The sequence below is a fragment of the Methylobacterium sp. Leaf104 genome, assembly GCF_001422885.1.
Lineage (GTDB): Bacteria > Pseudomonadota > Alphaproteobacteria > Rhizobiales > Beijerinckiaceae > Methylobacterium.
This window is the reverse complement of record NZ_LMMZ01000011.1, coordinates 22748-38039: the sequence shown is the minus strand read 5'-3', so window position 1 is coordinate 38039 and position 15292 is coordinate 22748. Positions and strand designations below refer to the sequence as shown.

The following is a 15292-nucleotide window of genomic DNA, read 5'->3' as shown; positions in this document are numbered from 1 at the left end:
CGGCGCAGAGCGCCTGGACCACGGCGAGGTTGTTGCGCACCGCGCGCCCGCCGAGCAGGTAGGTCTCGCCGACCCGGCCCCGCTCCAGCACGGCCACGAGGCCGCGGGCATGGTCCTCCACGTGGATCCAGTCGCGCTCGTTCAGGCCGTCGCCGTAGACGGGCAGCGGCCGGCCCTCCAGCGCGTTGAGGATCATCAAGGGGATGAGCTTCTCGGGGAAGTGGCGCGGGCCGTAATTGTTCGAGCAGTTGGTSACCAGCACGGGCAGGCCGTAGGTCTCGTGCCAGGCGCGGGCCAGGTGGTCGGAGGCCGCCTTGGAGGCCGAGTAGGGCGAGCGCGGGTCGTAGCGGCTGGCYTCGGTGAAGAAGCCGTCGGGCGGCAGCGAGCCGTAGACCTCGTCGGTGGAGACGTGCAGGAAGCGGAAGGCCGCCTTTTCGGGTCCCGCCAGCGTCTCCCAGTGGCTGCGCGCCCCGTCGAGCATGACCTGGGTGCCGACCACGTTGGTGCGGATGAAGGCGCCCGGATCGGTGATCGAGCGGTCGACRTGGCTCTCGGCGGCCAGGTGCATCACCGCCTCGGGCCGGAAGTCGGCGTAGAGGGCGTGCACGGCCCCCGGATCGCAGATGTCGGCCTCGACGAGCCGGTGSCKSGGGTCGYCCGCCAGCGGCTGGAGCGAGATCGGGTTGGCCGCGTAGGTGAGCGCGTCGAGGGTCGCCACCKCGTGCCCGAGCGCCTGCACCAGGTGCAGCACGAGCGCCGATCCGATGAAGCCGCAGCCGCCGGTGACCAAGATGCGCATGGGATGACGGGTCTCTCGTGAGGCCGGATCGRYGGACGATCCGGCGATGGGGTGGTGCGGCGGGACCGGCGCCGGCCGGGCCGTCCGCCGCARGAATCGTYCGCCGCAAGAATCGTYYGCCGCARGAGCTTCAGAATCGTCTGCCGCARGAGCTTCAGAAAAGCGGCGGAAGATCGGCCAGGCGCGGGGCGACCCGGTCCTTGGCCGAGAGCTGGGCCTCGGCCTCGCTCACCGGCCAGGCGATGGCGAGGGCCGGATCGTTCCAGAGCAGGCCGCCRTCGTGCTCGGGGCTGTAGACCCCGCCGGCGACCTTGTAGGCCACCATGGTGTCGGGTTCCAGGGTGCAGAAGCCGTGCCCGAAGCCGACCGGGATGTAGAGYTGCTCGCCGGCTTGCGCRTCGAGGCGCACGGCCACGTGCCGGCCGAAGCTGGGCGAGGCGCGGCGCAGGTCGACGGCGACGTCCAGGATGGCGCCCGACAGCACCCGGATCAGCTTGGCCTGGGCCATGGGGGCGCGCTGGAAGTGCAGGCCGCGCACGGTGCCGCGNTCGACGGCGACGTCCAGGATGGCGCCCGACAGCACCCGGATCAGCTTGGCCTGGGCCATGGGGGCGCGCTGGAAGTGCAGGCCGCGCACGGTGCCGCGSGGGGCGGAGAAGGACTGGTTGTCCTGGATGAACACGTCCGCGATGCCGGCGCGCGCCAGGATGTCGGCCCGGTAGGTCTCCGAGAACCAGCCGCGGTCATCGCCGAAGCGCGTCGGCACCACCCGCCGCACCGCCGGAATCTCCGTCTCGATCACCTGCATGCCGGAAAGACCTCGAAAGCGTGGACCTGATCCGTCCTTGGCCGGTCTCGATCCCGAGCTGTCAAGGGTCGCAGGGGGCTGTTCGACGTCGATCCTAGCTCCACGGCAATCGGAGGTCGAATGCGATCCCGGGCGCGCGCCCTGTTTCCGACACAGGGCCTCGCGACACCTGACGACGTTCGACGTTGATGGACCTCTCAACCCCCGGGCATCGGGATCGGCTCGGACGGAAAGTATCGATGATCGCCATTCAGATCACCGCCGGAACCTTCGGCCCTGGGCCGGGATCCTACGAATTCGGCGTCTTCGGCTTGCCCGACGGAAGCCTGCGGGGGGTCGAGGACCTGGAGGCCCTGGTCCTCGCGCCGCCTGAGCGGCAGGCCCCGCGGCGCAGCGGCATCGCGCGGGGCTTGCGGGAGGCCCTGGCGGCCACCGGCCCTCTGCCGAACCCGCTGGGCCTCGCCGCTGCCGTCGCGCAGGCTGGCCTCGACGTCCTCGGCGGCGACGCGCGGCCGGCCTGGTCCGTGGAGATCCGGTTCCGGGACGGCGCCTCCGCGCTGGTCTTGACCGACGCCGAGACGGCGGCGCAGATCGAGCGGGACCGGGAGGTGGTTCGGCGTGCCGGCCTGCGCCTGCCGCCCCTCGGCACGGCCCCGTCCGGGACGGAGGCCCCGACGCCTGAGGCGGACTGGGAAGGCACCCCGGCCGATGCCGCCGCGCCCGATGGACAGAGCCTCGCTGCGCTCTTCGCCTACGAGAAGCGCGGGGGGCGCGTGCGCCGCCTGTCCAAGGCGCTCGACGGCGCCTGATCCGCCGCCCCGCCGACGGATCAGCCCTCGATGACGCTGACATGGGCGGCGACCACCTTCCAGCCGTCGGGAAAGCGGATCCAGGTCTGGCTCTGGCGCCCGATGCGGCCCGGCGCGCCCGGCCGGGTGAACAGCGTCATGGCGATCCCGGTATCGGCACCGTAGGTGGTGATGACCGTGTCCCTGAGCGCGCGGGCCAGGCCCTCGGGCGCGCGCGCCCGGCGGAAGGCCCGGATCGCGTCCATCCCATAGAGGTTCTCGCCGCCGCCGTAGCGGATCGTCCGCGGATCGTCGTGGAACAGGGCCTCCAGGGTCGGCACGTCGTTGCCCACCAGGGCCGCCTCGTAGGCCGCGAAGGCGGCCGCCACCTCGGCCTTCACGGCCGGATCGTCGATGATCATCGCGGCCTCGCTCACAGGTTCGCCACGGGGGCCTGGACCACACCGTCCCGCTCCAGCTGGTGGGCCACCCGCAGGGCGTGGTCCTCGCGCCAGGGGGCTGCGATGACCTGGACGCCCAGCGGCAGGCCGTCGTCGAGGCGCACCGGCACCGCCACCACCGGCAGGCCGATGAAGGAGATCGGCTGGGTGAACACGCCGATATTGGCCCGCACCGGCAGGGTCACCCCGTCGAGGACGAAGCTGGTCTGCCCCGAGCGGGGCGCACGGCACGGGGTGGCGGGCGCCAGGATCACGTCGACCTCGCGGAACAGCGCGTGCACGGCGGAGCGGTACCAGCGGCGGAAGCGCTGCGCCCGCTCGACTAGCGGGGCGGGGATCATGGCCCCGGCGATCAGCCGGTCGCGCACGGCCGGGTCGAAGTCGTGCCCGCGCGTGCGCAGGCGCTCGAGATGGAGGGCCGCGCCCTCGGCCGCCGTGATGAGATAGGCCGCCGCCCGGGCGCGGGCCGCCTCCGGGATCTCGACCGTGCGCGCGGCGCCGAGGGCTCGGGCCACCACGGCCACCGCCGCGAAGGCCTCGGGGTCTCCGCCGCGGGCGAAGTAGCCGCCCGCCACCGCGACGCGCAGGCCGCCGAGACCCTCGCCGAGGCCGGGCAGGACCGGCTCGGCGGCCCGCGTCGTGGCCACGGGATCGTCCGGGTCCGGCCCCTGCATGGCGTCGTAGCCGAGGGCGAGGTCCGTGACGCTGCGGGCCATCGGGCCGAGATGGTCGAGGCTGCCGACGAAGGGGAAGCTGCCCGCCCGCGTCAGGCGCCCGTAGGTGGGCTTGAGGCCGAAGCAGCCGCAGAAGGCGGAGGGCACCCGGATCGAGCCGTTGGTGTCGGAGCCCAGCGCGAGCGGCACCAGGCCGGCCCCGATGGCCCCGCCGGAGCCGCCCGACGAGCCGCCGGACATGTGGCCCAGCGCGTGCGGGTTGCGGGTCGGCCCGTCATGGACGTTCTCGCCGGTGAAGTCGTAGGCGTACTCGCCCATGTTGAGGCCGCCGACCAGGATCGCGCCCGCCGCCTCCAGCCGGCGCACCAGGGCGCCGTCGCGGGCCGCCGGGGCGCGGTCGCGGTTGATCTTCGCGCCGGCCCGGGTCGGCAGCCCGGCGATGTCGAACAGGTTCTTGACCGCGAAGGGCACGCCGGCCAAAGGCCCCGCCGGCTCGCCGCGGGCCTGGGCCGCGTCAACGGCCGTGGCGCGGGTCCGCGCGCGCTCCGCCAGCACGTCCGTGAAGGCGTTCACCGCGCCGTCGACCCGCGCGATGCGCGCCAGGGTCGCGGCGACGTTCGCGGCGGCGGTCGTGGTTCCGTCGCGAAACGCCGTCGCCAGCGCCTCGGCCGTCAGCGTGCTCGGATCGGGCCGCGGGTCTGGCATCGTGTCCGAACCGCTCATGCTTCGTAGACCGGGGCGGCGTCCGCCTCGTCGGGCAGGGGAAACGCGGCCACGTGGTCGGCCGCGGCGCGCAGGACCGCGAGGTTGCTGCCGATGGCGCCGATCCAGGCCGGATCGAGGGGAATGGCGAGCAGCCCGGCCGCCGCGTCGATATAGGCGTCGAGGCCGCCGGGCGGCGGGTCGTTGGGCTCCGACATGGGCGTCCTCCCGAGATGTCCCTCCGCGGGGCCGGACTCCCGGCCACGCGGAGCGGTGTCTATTCTGCCGGCACGGCGGCGTGTGTCGAGGGCGGCCCGGCGGGTGCGGTCGCCGTGGAGCGCGCCGCGGCGTAGAGCAGGGCCGCCACCATCGCGTACGCAAGCGCCAGGCCGGGCGTGACCGCGATGCCGACGGCGGGGCCGTGCATGAAGCCGAAGAAGGTGAGCGCCGCCCCCGCGAGGGCGAAGGCGGCCGCCTTGGCGAAGTCGCGCTCGATGATGAACACCGCGATGGCGCCGAGGATCAGCCCGCCGAGGATCGCGCCCTCGCCGAGGACGCCGAGGCCCTCGTAGAGCACCCCCGCCTGCCCCAGCTTGGCGAGGCCCACCGCCGCCGCGCTGGTGCCGGCCGCGCCCAGCGCCCCGTCGATCAGGGTCTTGGCCCAGGCGGCCAGGTGCGGCGCGAAGGCGAGCACGATGGCCGGCGCGTGGGAATGGGGCGTCTCCTGGAAGGCCTGCGCGCCGATCAGCATGCCGATGTAGAGCAGGATCGGGGCGATCGCGACCACGGGCACGAGGCTGGAGAGCAGCGAGACCAGGTTGAGCCAGCACAGGAGCAGGACCACCGCCCCGGTGGCGAAGGAATAGCCGATGCGCCCGCCCATCGCCTTCCAGCCGGGATGGCCGATATAGACCGCGTTGATGAAGGGGTTGCCCATCAGGCAGCCGATCAGGCTGACGACGCCGTCGGCCGTGAGCACGCGGGTGGTGGGATAGGGGTCCCCCGCCACCTCGGCGCTCTCGACGTTGTCCATGGCCTCCACGAGGTCGTAGATGCCGAACGGGATCGCGGTCACGAGGATCATCCCGATGAAGTCGAACCCCGAGAAGACGTGACCGACGGCGGGCAGCGGCACCGAGAAGCCGATGCCCTGGAACGCCGCCGCCAGGCCGGGGCCGCTGACGCCGCCCATATCGAGGCCGAACAGCTTGGCCCCCCAGGCCACCACCATCCCGAACAGGATCGCCACCAGGCCCGCCGGCAGGCGGCCCGGGTAGCGCAGGCCCCCGAACCAGGCGAGCAGGATGATCGCGAAGGCCACGACGCCGATCACCGGGGTGGTGATGAGTTCGAGGGCCGGGCGCATGGCGATGAAGGTGACGGAGACGCCGGCCAGCGTGCCGAGCAGCGCCGCCCGCGGGGTGATCCGTCGGATCACCGGGGCGGCGAATCCGCCGATCATCAGGATGAAGCTCTGGATGAAGACCCAGGCGAGGCCCGCCTCCCAGGCCTTCAGCGGATCGCCGGTGGCGAGCTTGATCGGCAGCATGATCACGAAGACCACGATGAACATGTGCGGCACGCTGATGCCCGACGGCAGCGCGCAGACGTCGTCGCGCCCGGTCGCCTCGGCGAGCCGGTAGGCGAGCCAGCCGTAATAGGCCGTGGAGAGGCACAGCATCAGCCCGATGGCCGGCAGGATGCGCCCGAAGGTGATCGCGTCGGGCATGCCGAGCACGAAGCGCAGGAGGCCGGTGAGCACCAGGAGGTTGACGAGGATGTTGGTGCCGAAGCCGAAGAAGGCGTTCCAGTCGCCCGGCACCCAGAGCCCCGGACGGAAGCGCCCGCCGATGCCGGATGTCGCCGGCCCCGTCCCGTGTGTGTCCGCCGCCATGACCTGGGTCCTTCCTGCTGGTGTGCCGCTCCCGCGTGCCTGCGCGTGCCTGGACGTGGTTTCGGTCGGGCGCCGGCCCCGCGCTCAGCGCGCGGCGCCGAGGACCGCGATCACCGCCGACGAGGCGGCGACCCAGCCGAAGATGCCGCCCTGTGCGGCGATCATCGCGAGGCCGACCCGGTGGAATTCGGGAAAGTACGAGGCGCACCCGTCCCCGATCGCCACGCAGCGATAGCCGCGGTCGTTGCCCTCGCGGATCGTCGTGTGGACGCAGACCTCGGTGGTGACCCCGCAGACCAGCAGGGTGCCGATCCCGCGGGCGGCGAGGACCGCCCCGAGATCGGTGGCGTAGAAGGCGCCCTTCCCCGGCTTGTCGATGACCACCTCGCCCCGCATCGGCGCCAATTCGGGGACGATGCCGTGGCCCGGTTCGCCCCGGATCAGGATGCGGCCCATCGGACCCGGCGCGCCGATCCGCGCGGAGGGCTCGCCCCGCTCCAGCTTGGCCGGCGGCGCATCGGAGAGATCCGGCTTGTGACCCTCCCGTGTATGCACGATGAGGAGTCCGGCCCGGCGCGCGGCGGCGAGGACGGCGCGGATCGGCGGCACGGCCGCCTGGAGCAGCGACACGTCGTTGCCCAGGGTCTCGCCGAAGCCGCCCGGCTCCAGGAAGTCGCGCTGCATGTCGATGACGACCAGCGCCGTGGTCGCGGGATCGATGGGCAGGGGGGCGGGTTCGGCCGCGAGGATCTGGGACATGCCGGGGCACCGGGTCGGAGGGTCGTTCCCGGCGACGGGCGTGCAGAGGCTGCGCCCGACCGCGAATCTGCCCCGATCATGTATGCACCGGTGCCGCTCGACACGCCCAAATTATGCCCGATCCTGCCTCGTTGTCCGGCAGGCTGCGACATTCGACGGCGCGGTCAGCGGCGCAGCCGCTCCAGGCGGAGGCCGGCCGGTTCGTCGGCCGGACGCTTCCGCCGGTCCGGGGCCTCGCGGGCCGTCGCACGGTCCTGGGCCGGGACCGCGTCCACGGTCTCGAACGCGTCCTCGACGATGCTCATGTGGATCAGCATGGCGGCGTTCGCCGCGGACGCATCCCGCGACAGCACGGCGCGGACGACGGCACCGTGCTCCGCATGCGAGCGCTGCAGGCGCCCGGGTGCCCGGAACTGTGCCCGCCGATAGGGCGTGAGGCGCTGCCGAAGAGAGATGGCGATCTCCTCCACGACGCTGTTGTGCGCGCCCGTGTAGAGGGCGCCGTGAAACGTCTGGTTCGCGTCGGCGTAGCCCTCCCGGTCGCCCGCCTCGGCGAGGCGGCCCATCGCCTCGTGCAGGTTCTGCAGGGCGGCCCGCTCGGCGGGGGTCATGCTCAGGGTGGCGAGGCGCGCGCAGGTCGCCTCGACCTCGCCCATGGCGATGAAGAGCATGTCGAGCTCGTCGGGCGTGATCGTCCGCACCGTGGCGCCGATGCGGGGGCGAAGGTCGATCAATCCGGTCCCGCTGAGCAGGCGCAGGGCATCGCGCACCGGCGTGCGCGAGACGCCGAAGCGCCTGGCGAGGACCTGCTCGTCGAGATGAACGCCCGGTGCGAGGGTTCCTGCGAGGATGTCGCCGGCGATCGCGTCCGCCAGGCGTTCGGCACGGGTTTGGGACGCGGGCACGGGCTCTCGATGGACTCGCCTTCGCGGCCACGAGGCAAGCCGGAGGTCGTGGACGCATCCTAGTGCGGGTTTCGCGAAGCACCAGGGCGCCGCGCCGGCGGAAGCGGCGATTCGGTCCCGGTCCCGCGCGGTTCCGGCTGTTCCGGCCCCGAAACGGGGAGGCCGCCGCCGCCGCCCGGGCGCGGCCGATGCGATTGTTGCAGATTTGTCCCCGGCGCGAACCAACGCCCGGATGGCTCGCGCGCTGGCATAACGGTTGCTGCAGTGCGCTCCCGACGGGCAAGCAAGCCTCCGGGGGACGACATGACCATCACGAAGTTCGCTCTGCCCATGGCGGCCGCGGCCCTGGGCCTCTCCGCCCTCGCGCCGGCCGCCGGAGCCGATCTGAAGAGCGAGAAGGCTCCGGTGGCGCCCGCCGAGGTCCCCTCCGCCTTCTTCCTGTTCTCCGACACGCAGGTGAGCTACCGCTACCAGTTCCCGGCGGCCAACCCGGGCAGCCAGGTCCAGCGGGCCGATGGCAGCTTCCGCAACCAGGACGCGCCCAAGCACATCCTCAATATCTCCCATGCCGATGCCTGGGAGTACGGGACGAACTTCTTCTCCCTCGACATCCTGAAGTCGGGCGCCCAGTTCCCGGCCGGCAGAACCGACGGCTTCGGGGTGCCGACCTTCTACGATTACGGGAACACCGAGGCCTACGGCCTCTACCGCGGCACGCTGAGCCTGAACGCGCTCACCGGCACCAAGGCCTTCGTGGTGCCCGGGATCGTCAAGGACGTGTCGCTGGCCTTCGGCTTCGACGCCAACGCGCAGAACGACGCCTTCGGCTCGAAGAAGCGCGACGTGGTGGGGGGCTTGAACTTCGCCTTCGACGTGCCGGCTGGCTTCCTCAACGCCTCGGTGCACGCCTACAAGGAGTGGAACCGCAACGGATTCAACGTGGCGCCCAACCGCGACGTCAGCTTCGACGTCGTGCCGGAGTTCGAGATCGTCTACAATTTTCCGCTGACCTTCACGGGCCTGCCCCTGAGCATCGCGGGCTTCAACAACATCGTCCTGCCCAAGGGACGGGGCGTGAGCGATCCGGGGGCCTTCGCCTTCAATCCGAAGACGGGCCTGGAGTTCCTGTCGCGCACCAACCTGGTTCTCGACGTGGGCAAGCTGATCTACGATCAGCCCAACCGCGTCGATGTGTTCGTCGGGTTCCAGTACTGGCACAACAAGTTCGGCAACATCGAGCGCTTCAACTTCAAGGGCACCGAGGAGAAGAGCTTCCTGGCCGGTGTCGCCTTCCACGTGCTGTAGGAGCCGGGTGCCTCGCGTCGACCGATCCTCGCTCGCCATGCAGGATGTCCGCGCCGGCGCGCGCGGACCTTGAGGAGAAGACGGACAGAATGGTCGAAGGCAGCCCATTGAAGCGTCTCTGGATCCGCAACCCTCTGGCGATCCTGGCCCAGGATTCCGGCGGCGGCCTCGTCGTCGAGGGCACCCGCATCGTCGAGCGGGTGCGGGCGGGCGCGGCGCCCGCCGCCCCGGTGGACGAGACCTTCGATGCCGCGCGCCACGTGGTCATCCCGGGCCTCGTCAACACCCACCACCACTTCTTCCAGACGCTGACCCGCGCCCATCCGGTGGCGATCAACAAGCCCCTCTTCCCCTGGCTGAAGGCGCTCTACACCGTCTGGGACCGCATAACCCCGGAGGCGTTCCGGCTGGCGACGCGGCTGGCCTACACCGAGCTCCTGGTCTCCGGCTGCACCACGGCGGGCGACCACCACTACCTCTTCCCCAAGGGGCTCGAATCCTCCGTCGACATCCAGGTCGAGGAGGCCGGGCCGCTCGGCATCCGCGCCTTCGTCACCCGCGGCTCCATGAGCCTGTCCGAGCGCGACGGCGGCCTGCCCCCCGAATGCCTGACGCAGGACGACGACACCATCCTGGCCGACAGCGAGCGGGTCCTGCGCCTGTTCCACGACCCGAAGCCCGGCGCGATGGTGCAGATCGGGCTGGCCCCCTGCTCGCCCTTCAACGTCACGAAGCGCCTGATGCGCGAGAGCGCGGCGCTGGCGGACGCCCACGATTGCCGCCTGCACACCCATCTCGGCGAGACGCTCGACGAGGACCGCTACTGCGTCGCGATGTTCGGCCAGCGCCCGGTGGACTACCTGGAGGAGGTGGGCTGGTTGGGGCCGCGCACCTGGCTCGCCCACGGCATCCACTTCAACGATGCCGAGGTGAGGCGCCTCGGGGCGGCCGGCGTCGGCGTGTGCCACTGCCCGACCTCGAACATGACCCTGGCCTCGGGCCAGTGCCGGACCTGCGAATTGGAGGCGGCGGGCAGCCCCGTCGGCCTCGGCGTCGACGGTTCGGCCTCCAACGACAGTTCGAACCTGATGGAGGGCGTGCGCCACGCCCTGATGATCAACCGCCTGACCTACGGGGCCGAGGCCGTGACCCATCTCGACGCCCTGCGCTGGGCGACGGAGGGCTCCGCCGCCTGCCTCGGGCGCAGCGACATCGGCCGGATCGCGGAGGGCCGCGAGGCGGACCTCGCGCTGTTCACCCTCGACGAACTGCGCTTCTCCGGTGCGCACGATCCCCTGGCCGCCCTGGTACTCTGCGGCGCCCACCGGGCCGACCGGGTGATGGTGGCGGGCGCCTGGCGCGTGGTCGACGGCCAGCCCCTGGGAATCGAGACCGGGCAATTGCGCGAGGCCCATACCCGCCTCGCCCGCACGCTGTTCGGGACGCTCTAGGGTGGCGCCCGTCGCGCCCCCGGGACGGACGGAGGGGCCGACGCCCCTGTTCGGCGCCTACGGCATCGTCAAGCGCTTCGGCGACTTCACGGCCAATGACGGGGTCGACCTCGAGATCCGTGCGGGCGAGATCCACGCCCTGCTGGGCGAGAACGGGGCCGGCAAGTCGACCCTGATGAAGATCCTGTACGGGCTCCTGGAGCCCACCGAGGGGGTGGTCACCCATCGCGGCGACGTGGTGCGTCTGGGCAATCCGGAGGCGGCCCGGGCGCTCGGCATCGGCATGGTGTTCCAGCACTTCTCCCTGTGCGAGAATCTCACCGTCGCCGAGAACATCGCCCTGGTGATGCCCCCGGCCCTGAGCGGAGGCACCCTCAAGGCCCGCATCGGCGCGGTCGGCGCCACCTACGGCCTGCATCTCGATCCCGACCGTCCGGTCTGGTCGCTCTCGGCCGGCGAGCGCCAGCGCATCGAGATCATCCGCTGTCTGCTGCAGGATCCCAAGCTCCTGATCCTCGACGAGCCGACCTCGGTGCTGACGCCGGGCGAGGCGGAGCTGCTGTTTTCCGTGCTGGAGCGCCTGCGGGACGAGGGCCGGGCGCTCCTCTACATCTCGCACCGGCTCGACGAGGTGCGCCGGCTCTGCGCGCGCGCCACCATCCTGCGCGGCGGCCGGGTGGTGGGCACCTGCGACCCGCGCGCCGAGACCGCCCGCTCGATGGCCGCCCTGATGGTGGGCGCGCAGGTGGGCGAGGTGAAGCCGCCCTCGGGGATGCTGGCCGGGCCCGAGCGCCTGGTCCTGTCCGGGCTCACCCTCGCCGCCCCGGGCCTGCACGGCACCGCTCTCGGCGGCGTCTCGCTCACCGTGCGCGGCGGCGAGATCGTGGGCATCGTGGGCATCGCGGGGAACGGCCAGGCCGAACTGTTCGACGCGCTCTCGGGCGAGGCCCTGGCGCCCGAGCCCGGGATGGTGCGGTTCGACGGCGTCGCGTCCGGGCGCCTCGGCATCACGGCCCGGCGGCGGGGCGGAGCCGGCTTCGTGCCGGAGGAGCGCAACGGCCACGGCGCGGCCCCGACCCTGAGCCTGTCCGACAACGCCATCCTGTCGCGCCACGCGACGGCCGGCTTGAGCCGCTTCGGAATCCTGCGCCGCGCCGCCGCGAAGGCCCTGGCCCAGGCCGTGATCGGCGCCTTCGACGTGCGCAAGGCCGGACCCGACCCCGCCGCCGGCACCCTGTCGGGCGGCAACCTGCAGAAGTACCTGATGGGCCGCGAGATCCTGGCCGAGCCCGGCATCCTCGTGGTCAACCAGCCGACCTGGGGGGTCGATGCGCTGGCCGCCGCCCATATCCGGCAGGCGCTCCTCGATCTGGCCGGGCGCGGCGCCGCCGTCCTGGTGATCAGCCAGGACCTCGACGAATTGTTCGAGATCGCCGGGCGCATCGCCGTGCTGCACGACGGCGCCCTGTCGCCGGCCGTGCCGGCCGCCGAGACCACCCGCGAGACCCTGGGCCTGCTCATGGGCGGGGGGGAGCCGGTGCCCCCGGCCCCGCCGCCGGCGGCGATCACCCCGGACCTCGCCCGGGAGCCGACCCATGCGCATTGACCTGACGCCGCGCACCGACCGCTCGGCCCTGATGGACGCGCTCTCGCCCGTCCTGGCCTTCGCCGCCGCCCTGGTGGTCGGGGGCCTCGTGGTCGCCGCCATGGGCCGCTCCCCGGCCGCCGCCTTCGTCACCTATTTCGTGGCCCCCTTGAGCGAGGTCTGGTCCCTCCAGGAGGTGGCCCTGAAGGCGGCGCCCCTCGCCCTCATCGCCACCGGCCTCGCCTTCTGCTTTCGCGCCAACATCTGGAACATCGGCGCCGAGGGCCAGTTCGTGGTCGGCGGCCTGTTCGGCGGCTGGATCGGCGTCGCCACCCACGGGGCTGCCGGCAACACCCTCTGGGTGCTGCCCCTGATGCTCGTCGTCGGCACCCTCGCGGGCATGCTCTACGGGCTGATCCCGGCCCTGCTCAAGGTCCGCCTCGGGGTCTCCGAGATCCTGACCAGCCTGATGCTGGTCTACGTCGCCGAACTGCTCCTCGACTACATGGCGCGCGGTCCCCTGCGCGATCCGGCCGGCTTCAACTTCCCCCAGAGCGTCACCTTCGATGACGCCGCCCGCCTGCCCTACCTGATGGAGGGCGACACCCTGCATGCCGGCGTGGCGATCGCCCTCGCCGCCATCGTCGTCGCCACCCTGGTGCTCGCCCGAACCCTGTTCGGCTTCACCGTGCGGGTGGTGGGCGCCAGCCCCCGCGCGGCGCGCTTCGCCGGCTTCAGCGACGCCCGCCTGACGCTCGCGGTCTTCGCGGTTTCCGGGGGCGCGGCGGGGCTCGCCGGGATCGCCGAGGTGGCGGGCAAGATCGGCCAGCTCCAGCCCTCGATCTCGCCGGGCTACGGCTTCACCGCCATCATCGTGGCCTTCCTCGGCCGGCTCTCCCCGGCGGGAATCCTGGTGGCGGCCCTCGTCATCGCGCTGACCACCATCGGCGGCGAGGGCGCGCAGATCGACCTGAAGCTGCCCCTCGACCTGACCCGGGCCTTCCAGGGCCTTCTGCTCGCCCTGGTGCTCGGGGCCGACGCCCTGTCGCGCTATCGGGTCCGCCTCGTGCCGGGAGCCGCCGCGTGAGCCTCGACATCGTCCAGATGGTGCTCGTCACCATCGTCGCCGCCGCCACGCCGCTGATGATCGCGGCGCTCGGCGAACTCGTCGCCGAGCGGGCCGGCGTGCTCAACCTGGGCGTCGAGGGCATGATGGTGCTGGGCGCGGCCACCGGCTTCGCGGTGGCGGTGGAGACCGGCTCGACGCTGGTGGGCGCCGCCGCCGGCGCCGGCGCGGGCCTCGCCCTCTCGGCCCTGTTCGGCATCCTCACGGTGGTGCTCAGCGCCAACCAGGTCGCCTCCGGCCTCGCCATGACGATCCTCGGTCTCGGGCTCTCGGGCCTCGTCGGCGCCTCCTATGTGGGCCTGAAGCGCGAGCCGGCGCCGCATCTCCGGATTCCCGGCCTCACCGACCTGCCCGGCATCGGCCGCCTGCTCTTCGGGCAGGACGGCTTCGTCTACCTCGCCTTCGCGCTGGTGGCGGGCGTGGGGTGGTTCCTGTGGCGGACCCGCGCCGGCCTGATCCTCCGGGCCATCGGCGACGACCACACCGCCACCCATGCCCTCGGGCTCAAGGTCCGCAAGGCGCGCTTCCTCGCCGTGCTGTTCGGGGGCGCCTGCGCGGGTCTCGCAGGGGCCTACCTGTCCCTGGCCTACACGCCGTTCTGGGCGCCCGCCATGACGGCCGGGCGCGGCTGGATCGCCCTCGCCCTCGTGGTCTTCGCCTCCTGGCGCCCGCTGCGGGTGCTGGCCGGCGCGATGCTCTTCGGCGGCGCCACCGTGCTCCAGCTCCATGCTCAGGCCGCCGGTCTCGGCCTGCCGGGACAGGCGCTCTCCGCCCTGCCCTACCTGGCCACCATCCTGGCCCTGGTCTTGCTCTCCCTCGGCAGGCGGCAGGGCGGCTCCCTCGCCCCGGCGGCCCTCGGCCGGGTCTTCACCCCGCACCGCTAGGCGTGCGTCACACCTTGAAGGACATCGGATCGATGCGGATTGTGCAGGGTGCCCTGTTGGCCGTTCTCGCCCTCGGGATCGGTGGAGCGCAGGCGCAGGAGAAGAAGCCCGGCGAGAAGCTGAAGGTCGGCTTCGTCTATGTCGGCCCGGTGGCCGATTACGGCTACTCGTTCCAGCACGACCAGAGCCGCAAGGCCCTGGCGGCGGCGCTCGGCGACCGGGTCGAGACCAGCTTCCTCGAGAACGTGCCCGAGGCCGACAGCGAGCGCTCGATCGAGAGTCTGGCCCGCTCCGGCCACGGCCTGATCTTCACGACCTCGTTCGGCTTCATGGAGCCGACCCTGAAGGTCGCCAAGAAATTCCCCAAGCTGAAGTTCGAGCACGCCACCGGCTACAAGCGCGCGGCGAACGTCTCGACCTACTCGGCCCGGTTCTACGAGGGCCGCTACATCTGCGGCGAGATCGCGGGACGGCTCTCGAAGACGGGCACGCTGGGCTACATCGCCTCGTTCCCGATCCCCGAGGTGGTGAGCGGCATCAACGCCTTCATGCTCGGCGCCCAGTCCGTGAATCCCAACATCAAGCTCAAGATCGTCTGGGTGAACACCTGGTTCGACCCGGGCAAGGAGGCCGAGGCCGCGAAGGCCCTGCTGGCCCAGGGCGCCGACATCCTGTCGCAGCACACCGATTCCGCCGCGCCGTTGCAGGAGGCGGAGAAGCAGGGCAAGCTCGCCTTCGGACAATCCTCCGACCAGATGCGCTTCGCCCCGAAGGCCCAGCTGACCTCCATCGTCGACGACTGGGACGGCTACGTCATCCAGGAGGCCAAGGCCGTCCTCGACGGCACCTGGAAGAGCCACGACACCTGGGGTGGCATCAAGGACGGCATGGTCGTGCTGGCGCCCTTCGCCAACATGCCCGACGACGTGAAGGCCAAGGCCGAGGCCAGCAAGAAGGCGATCGCGGACGGCACGCTGCACCCGTTCCACGGCCCCGTGTTCAAGCAGGACGGCACCGAGGTGGTGAAGGCGGGCGAGAACGCGCCCGATCCGATGATCCTGGGCATGAACTGGTACGTGAAGGGCATCGACGACAAGCCGCCGCAATAGGCGGATCGAGAACCCTCCCCCTTCGCGGCTGAGGGCGGTCGC

15 protein-coding genes and 1 pseudogene are annotated in these 15292 nt (G+C 72.0%); 7 read left to right on the top strand and 9 right to left on the bottom strand.

The genetic code is table 11. From position 1 onward, the window contains the following. The 3 genes and pseudogenes from ASF49_RS09410 to ASF49_RS24310 all read right to left on the bottom strand — a co-directional run. A partial coding sequence (locus tag ASF49_RS09410; RefSeq protein WP_056471222.1) for a dTDP-glucose 4,6-dehydratase occupies positions 1-799 on the bottom strand: 799 nt, incomplete at its 3' end. A gap of 154 nt (positions 800-953) precedes the next feature. After that, a pseudogene (locus ASF49_RS23595) lies at positions 954-1346 on the bottom strand (dTDP-4-dehydrorhamnose 3,5-epimerase family protein); the annotation flags it as partial. A 1-nt stretch (position 1347) separates the two neighbouring features. Then, positions 1348-1607: dTDP-4-dehydrorhamnose 3,5-epimerase family protein (locus ASF49_RS24310; protein WP_162240965.1), on the bottom strand; the 260-nt coding region annotated here is incomplete at its 3' end. Between the two features lie 239 nt (positions 1608-1846). On the opposite strand from ASF49_RS24310, the gene ASF49_RS09400 reads away from it, so the two are divergent. Continuing rightward, positions 1847-2416, top strand: coding sequence for a hypothetical protein (locus tag ASF49_RS09400; RefSeq protein WP_056471215.1), 570 nt, complete (start codon positions 1847-1849; stop codon positions 2414-2416). Positions 2417-2436: 20 nt separating this feature from the next. Here ASF49_RS09400 and hpxZ read toward each other — a convergent pair whose 3' ends face one another. The 6 genes from hpxZ to ASF49_RS09370 form a co-directional block, all read right to left on the bottom strand. Beyond that, on the bottom strand, positions 2437-2817 hold the full coding sequence (gene hpxZ, locus ASF49_RS09395) for an oxalurate catabolism protein HpxZ (protein WP_056471242.1): 381 nt from the start codon (positions 2815-2817) through the stop codon (positions 2437-2439). Positions 2818-2828: 11 nt separating this feature from the next. Beyond that, complete coding sequence (locus tag ASF49_RS09390; protein WP_082511057.1) at positions 2829-4253, bottom strand: AtzE family amidohydrolase; 1425 nt, start codon at positions 4251-4253, stop codon at positions 2829-2831. Then, positions 4250-4450 (bottom strand): DUF4089 domain-containing protein, encoded by a 201-nt coding sequence (locus ASF49_RS09385; RefSeq protein ID WP_056471212.1) that lies wholly within the window; start codon positions 4448-4450, stop codon positions 4250-4252. The genes ASF49_RS09390 and ASF49_RS09385 overlap by 4 nt, the downstream gene beginning before the upstream one ends. Before the next feature lie 59 nt (positions 4451-4509). Further along, on the bottom strand, positions 4510-6126 hold the full coding sequence (locus ASF49_RS09380; protein WP_056471209.1) for a hypothetical protein: 1617 nt from the start codon (positions 6124-6126) through the stop codon (positions 4510-4512). An 84-nt stretch (positions 6127-6210) separates the two neighbouring features. Then, positions 6211-6885 carry a cysteine hydrolase family protein gene (locus tag ASF49_RS09375; protein ID WP_056471207.1) on the bottom strand — a complete coding sequence of 225 codons (675 nt, stop codon included), beginning with the start codon at positions 6883-6885 and terminating at the stop codon, positions 6211-6213. A 164-nt stretch (positions 6886-7049) separates the two neighbouring features. Further along, positions 7050-7790: a GntR family transcriptional regulator gene (locus ASF49_RS09370; protein WP_056471204.1), complete on the bottom strand. Its 741-nt coding sequence runs from the start codon at positions 7788-7790 to the stop codon at positions 7050-7052. 303 nt (positions 7791-8093) lie between these two features. Here ASF49_RS09370 and ASF49_RS09365 point away from each other — a divergent pair, with 303 nt between their 5' ends. The 6 genes from ASF49_RS09365 (at position 8094) to ASF49_RS09340 (ending at position 15250) form a co-directional block, all read left to right on the top strand. Then, positions 8094-9095, top strand: a complete 1002-nt coding sequence (locus tag ASF49_RS09365) for a hypothetical protein (protein ID WP_243214732.1) — start codon at positions 8094-8096, stop codon at positions 9093-9095. 89 nt (positions 9096-9184) lie between these two features. After that, on the top strand, positions 9185-10546 hold the full coding sequence (locus ASF49_RS09360) for an 8-oxoguanine deaminase (protein WP_056471201.1): 1362 nt from the start codon (positions 9185-9187) through the stop codon (positions 10544-10546). A gap of 1 nt (position 10547) precedes the next feature. Next, the gene (locus ASF49_RS09355; protein WP_056471198.1) at positions 10548-12152 is read left to right on the top strand and encodes an ABC transporter ATP-binding protein; all 1605 of its coding nucleotides are present in this window, start codon (positions 10548-10550) and stop codon (positions 12150-12152) included. Further along, complete coding sequence (locus tag ASF49_RS09350) at positions 12142-13218, top strand: ABC transporter permease (RefSeq protein ID WP_056471195.1); 1077 nt, start codon at positions 12142-12144, stop codon at positions 13216-13218. The genes ASF49_RS09355 and ASF49_RS09350 overlap by 11 nt, the downstream gene beginning before the upstream one ends. Continuing rightward, the gene (locus ASF49_RS09345; RefSeq protein WP_056471192.1) at positions 13215-14141 is read left to right on the top strand and encodes an ABC transporter permease; all 927 of its coding nucleotides are present in this window, start codon (positions 13215-13217) and stop codon (positions 14139-14141) included. The genes ASF49_RS09350 and ASF49_RS09345 overlap by 4 nt, the downstream gene beginning before the upstream one ends. Before the next feature lie 32 nt (positions 14142-14173). Then, positions 14174-15250, top strand: a complete 1077-nt coding sequence (locus tag ASF49_RS09340) for a BMP family ABC transporter substrate-binding protein (RefSeq protein WP_056471188.1) — start codon at positions 14174-14176, stop codon at positions 15248-15250. Positions 15251-15292 lie beyond the last annotated feature (42 nt).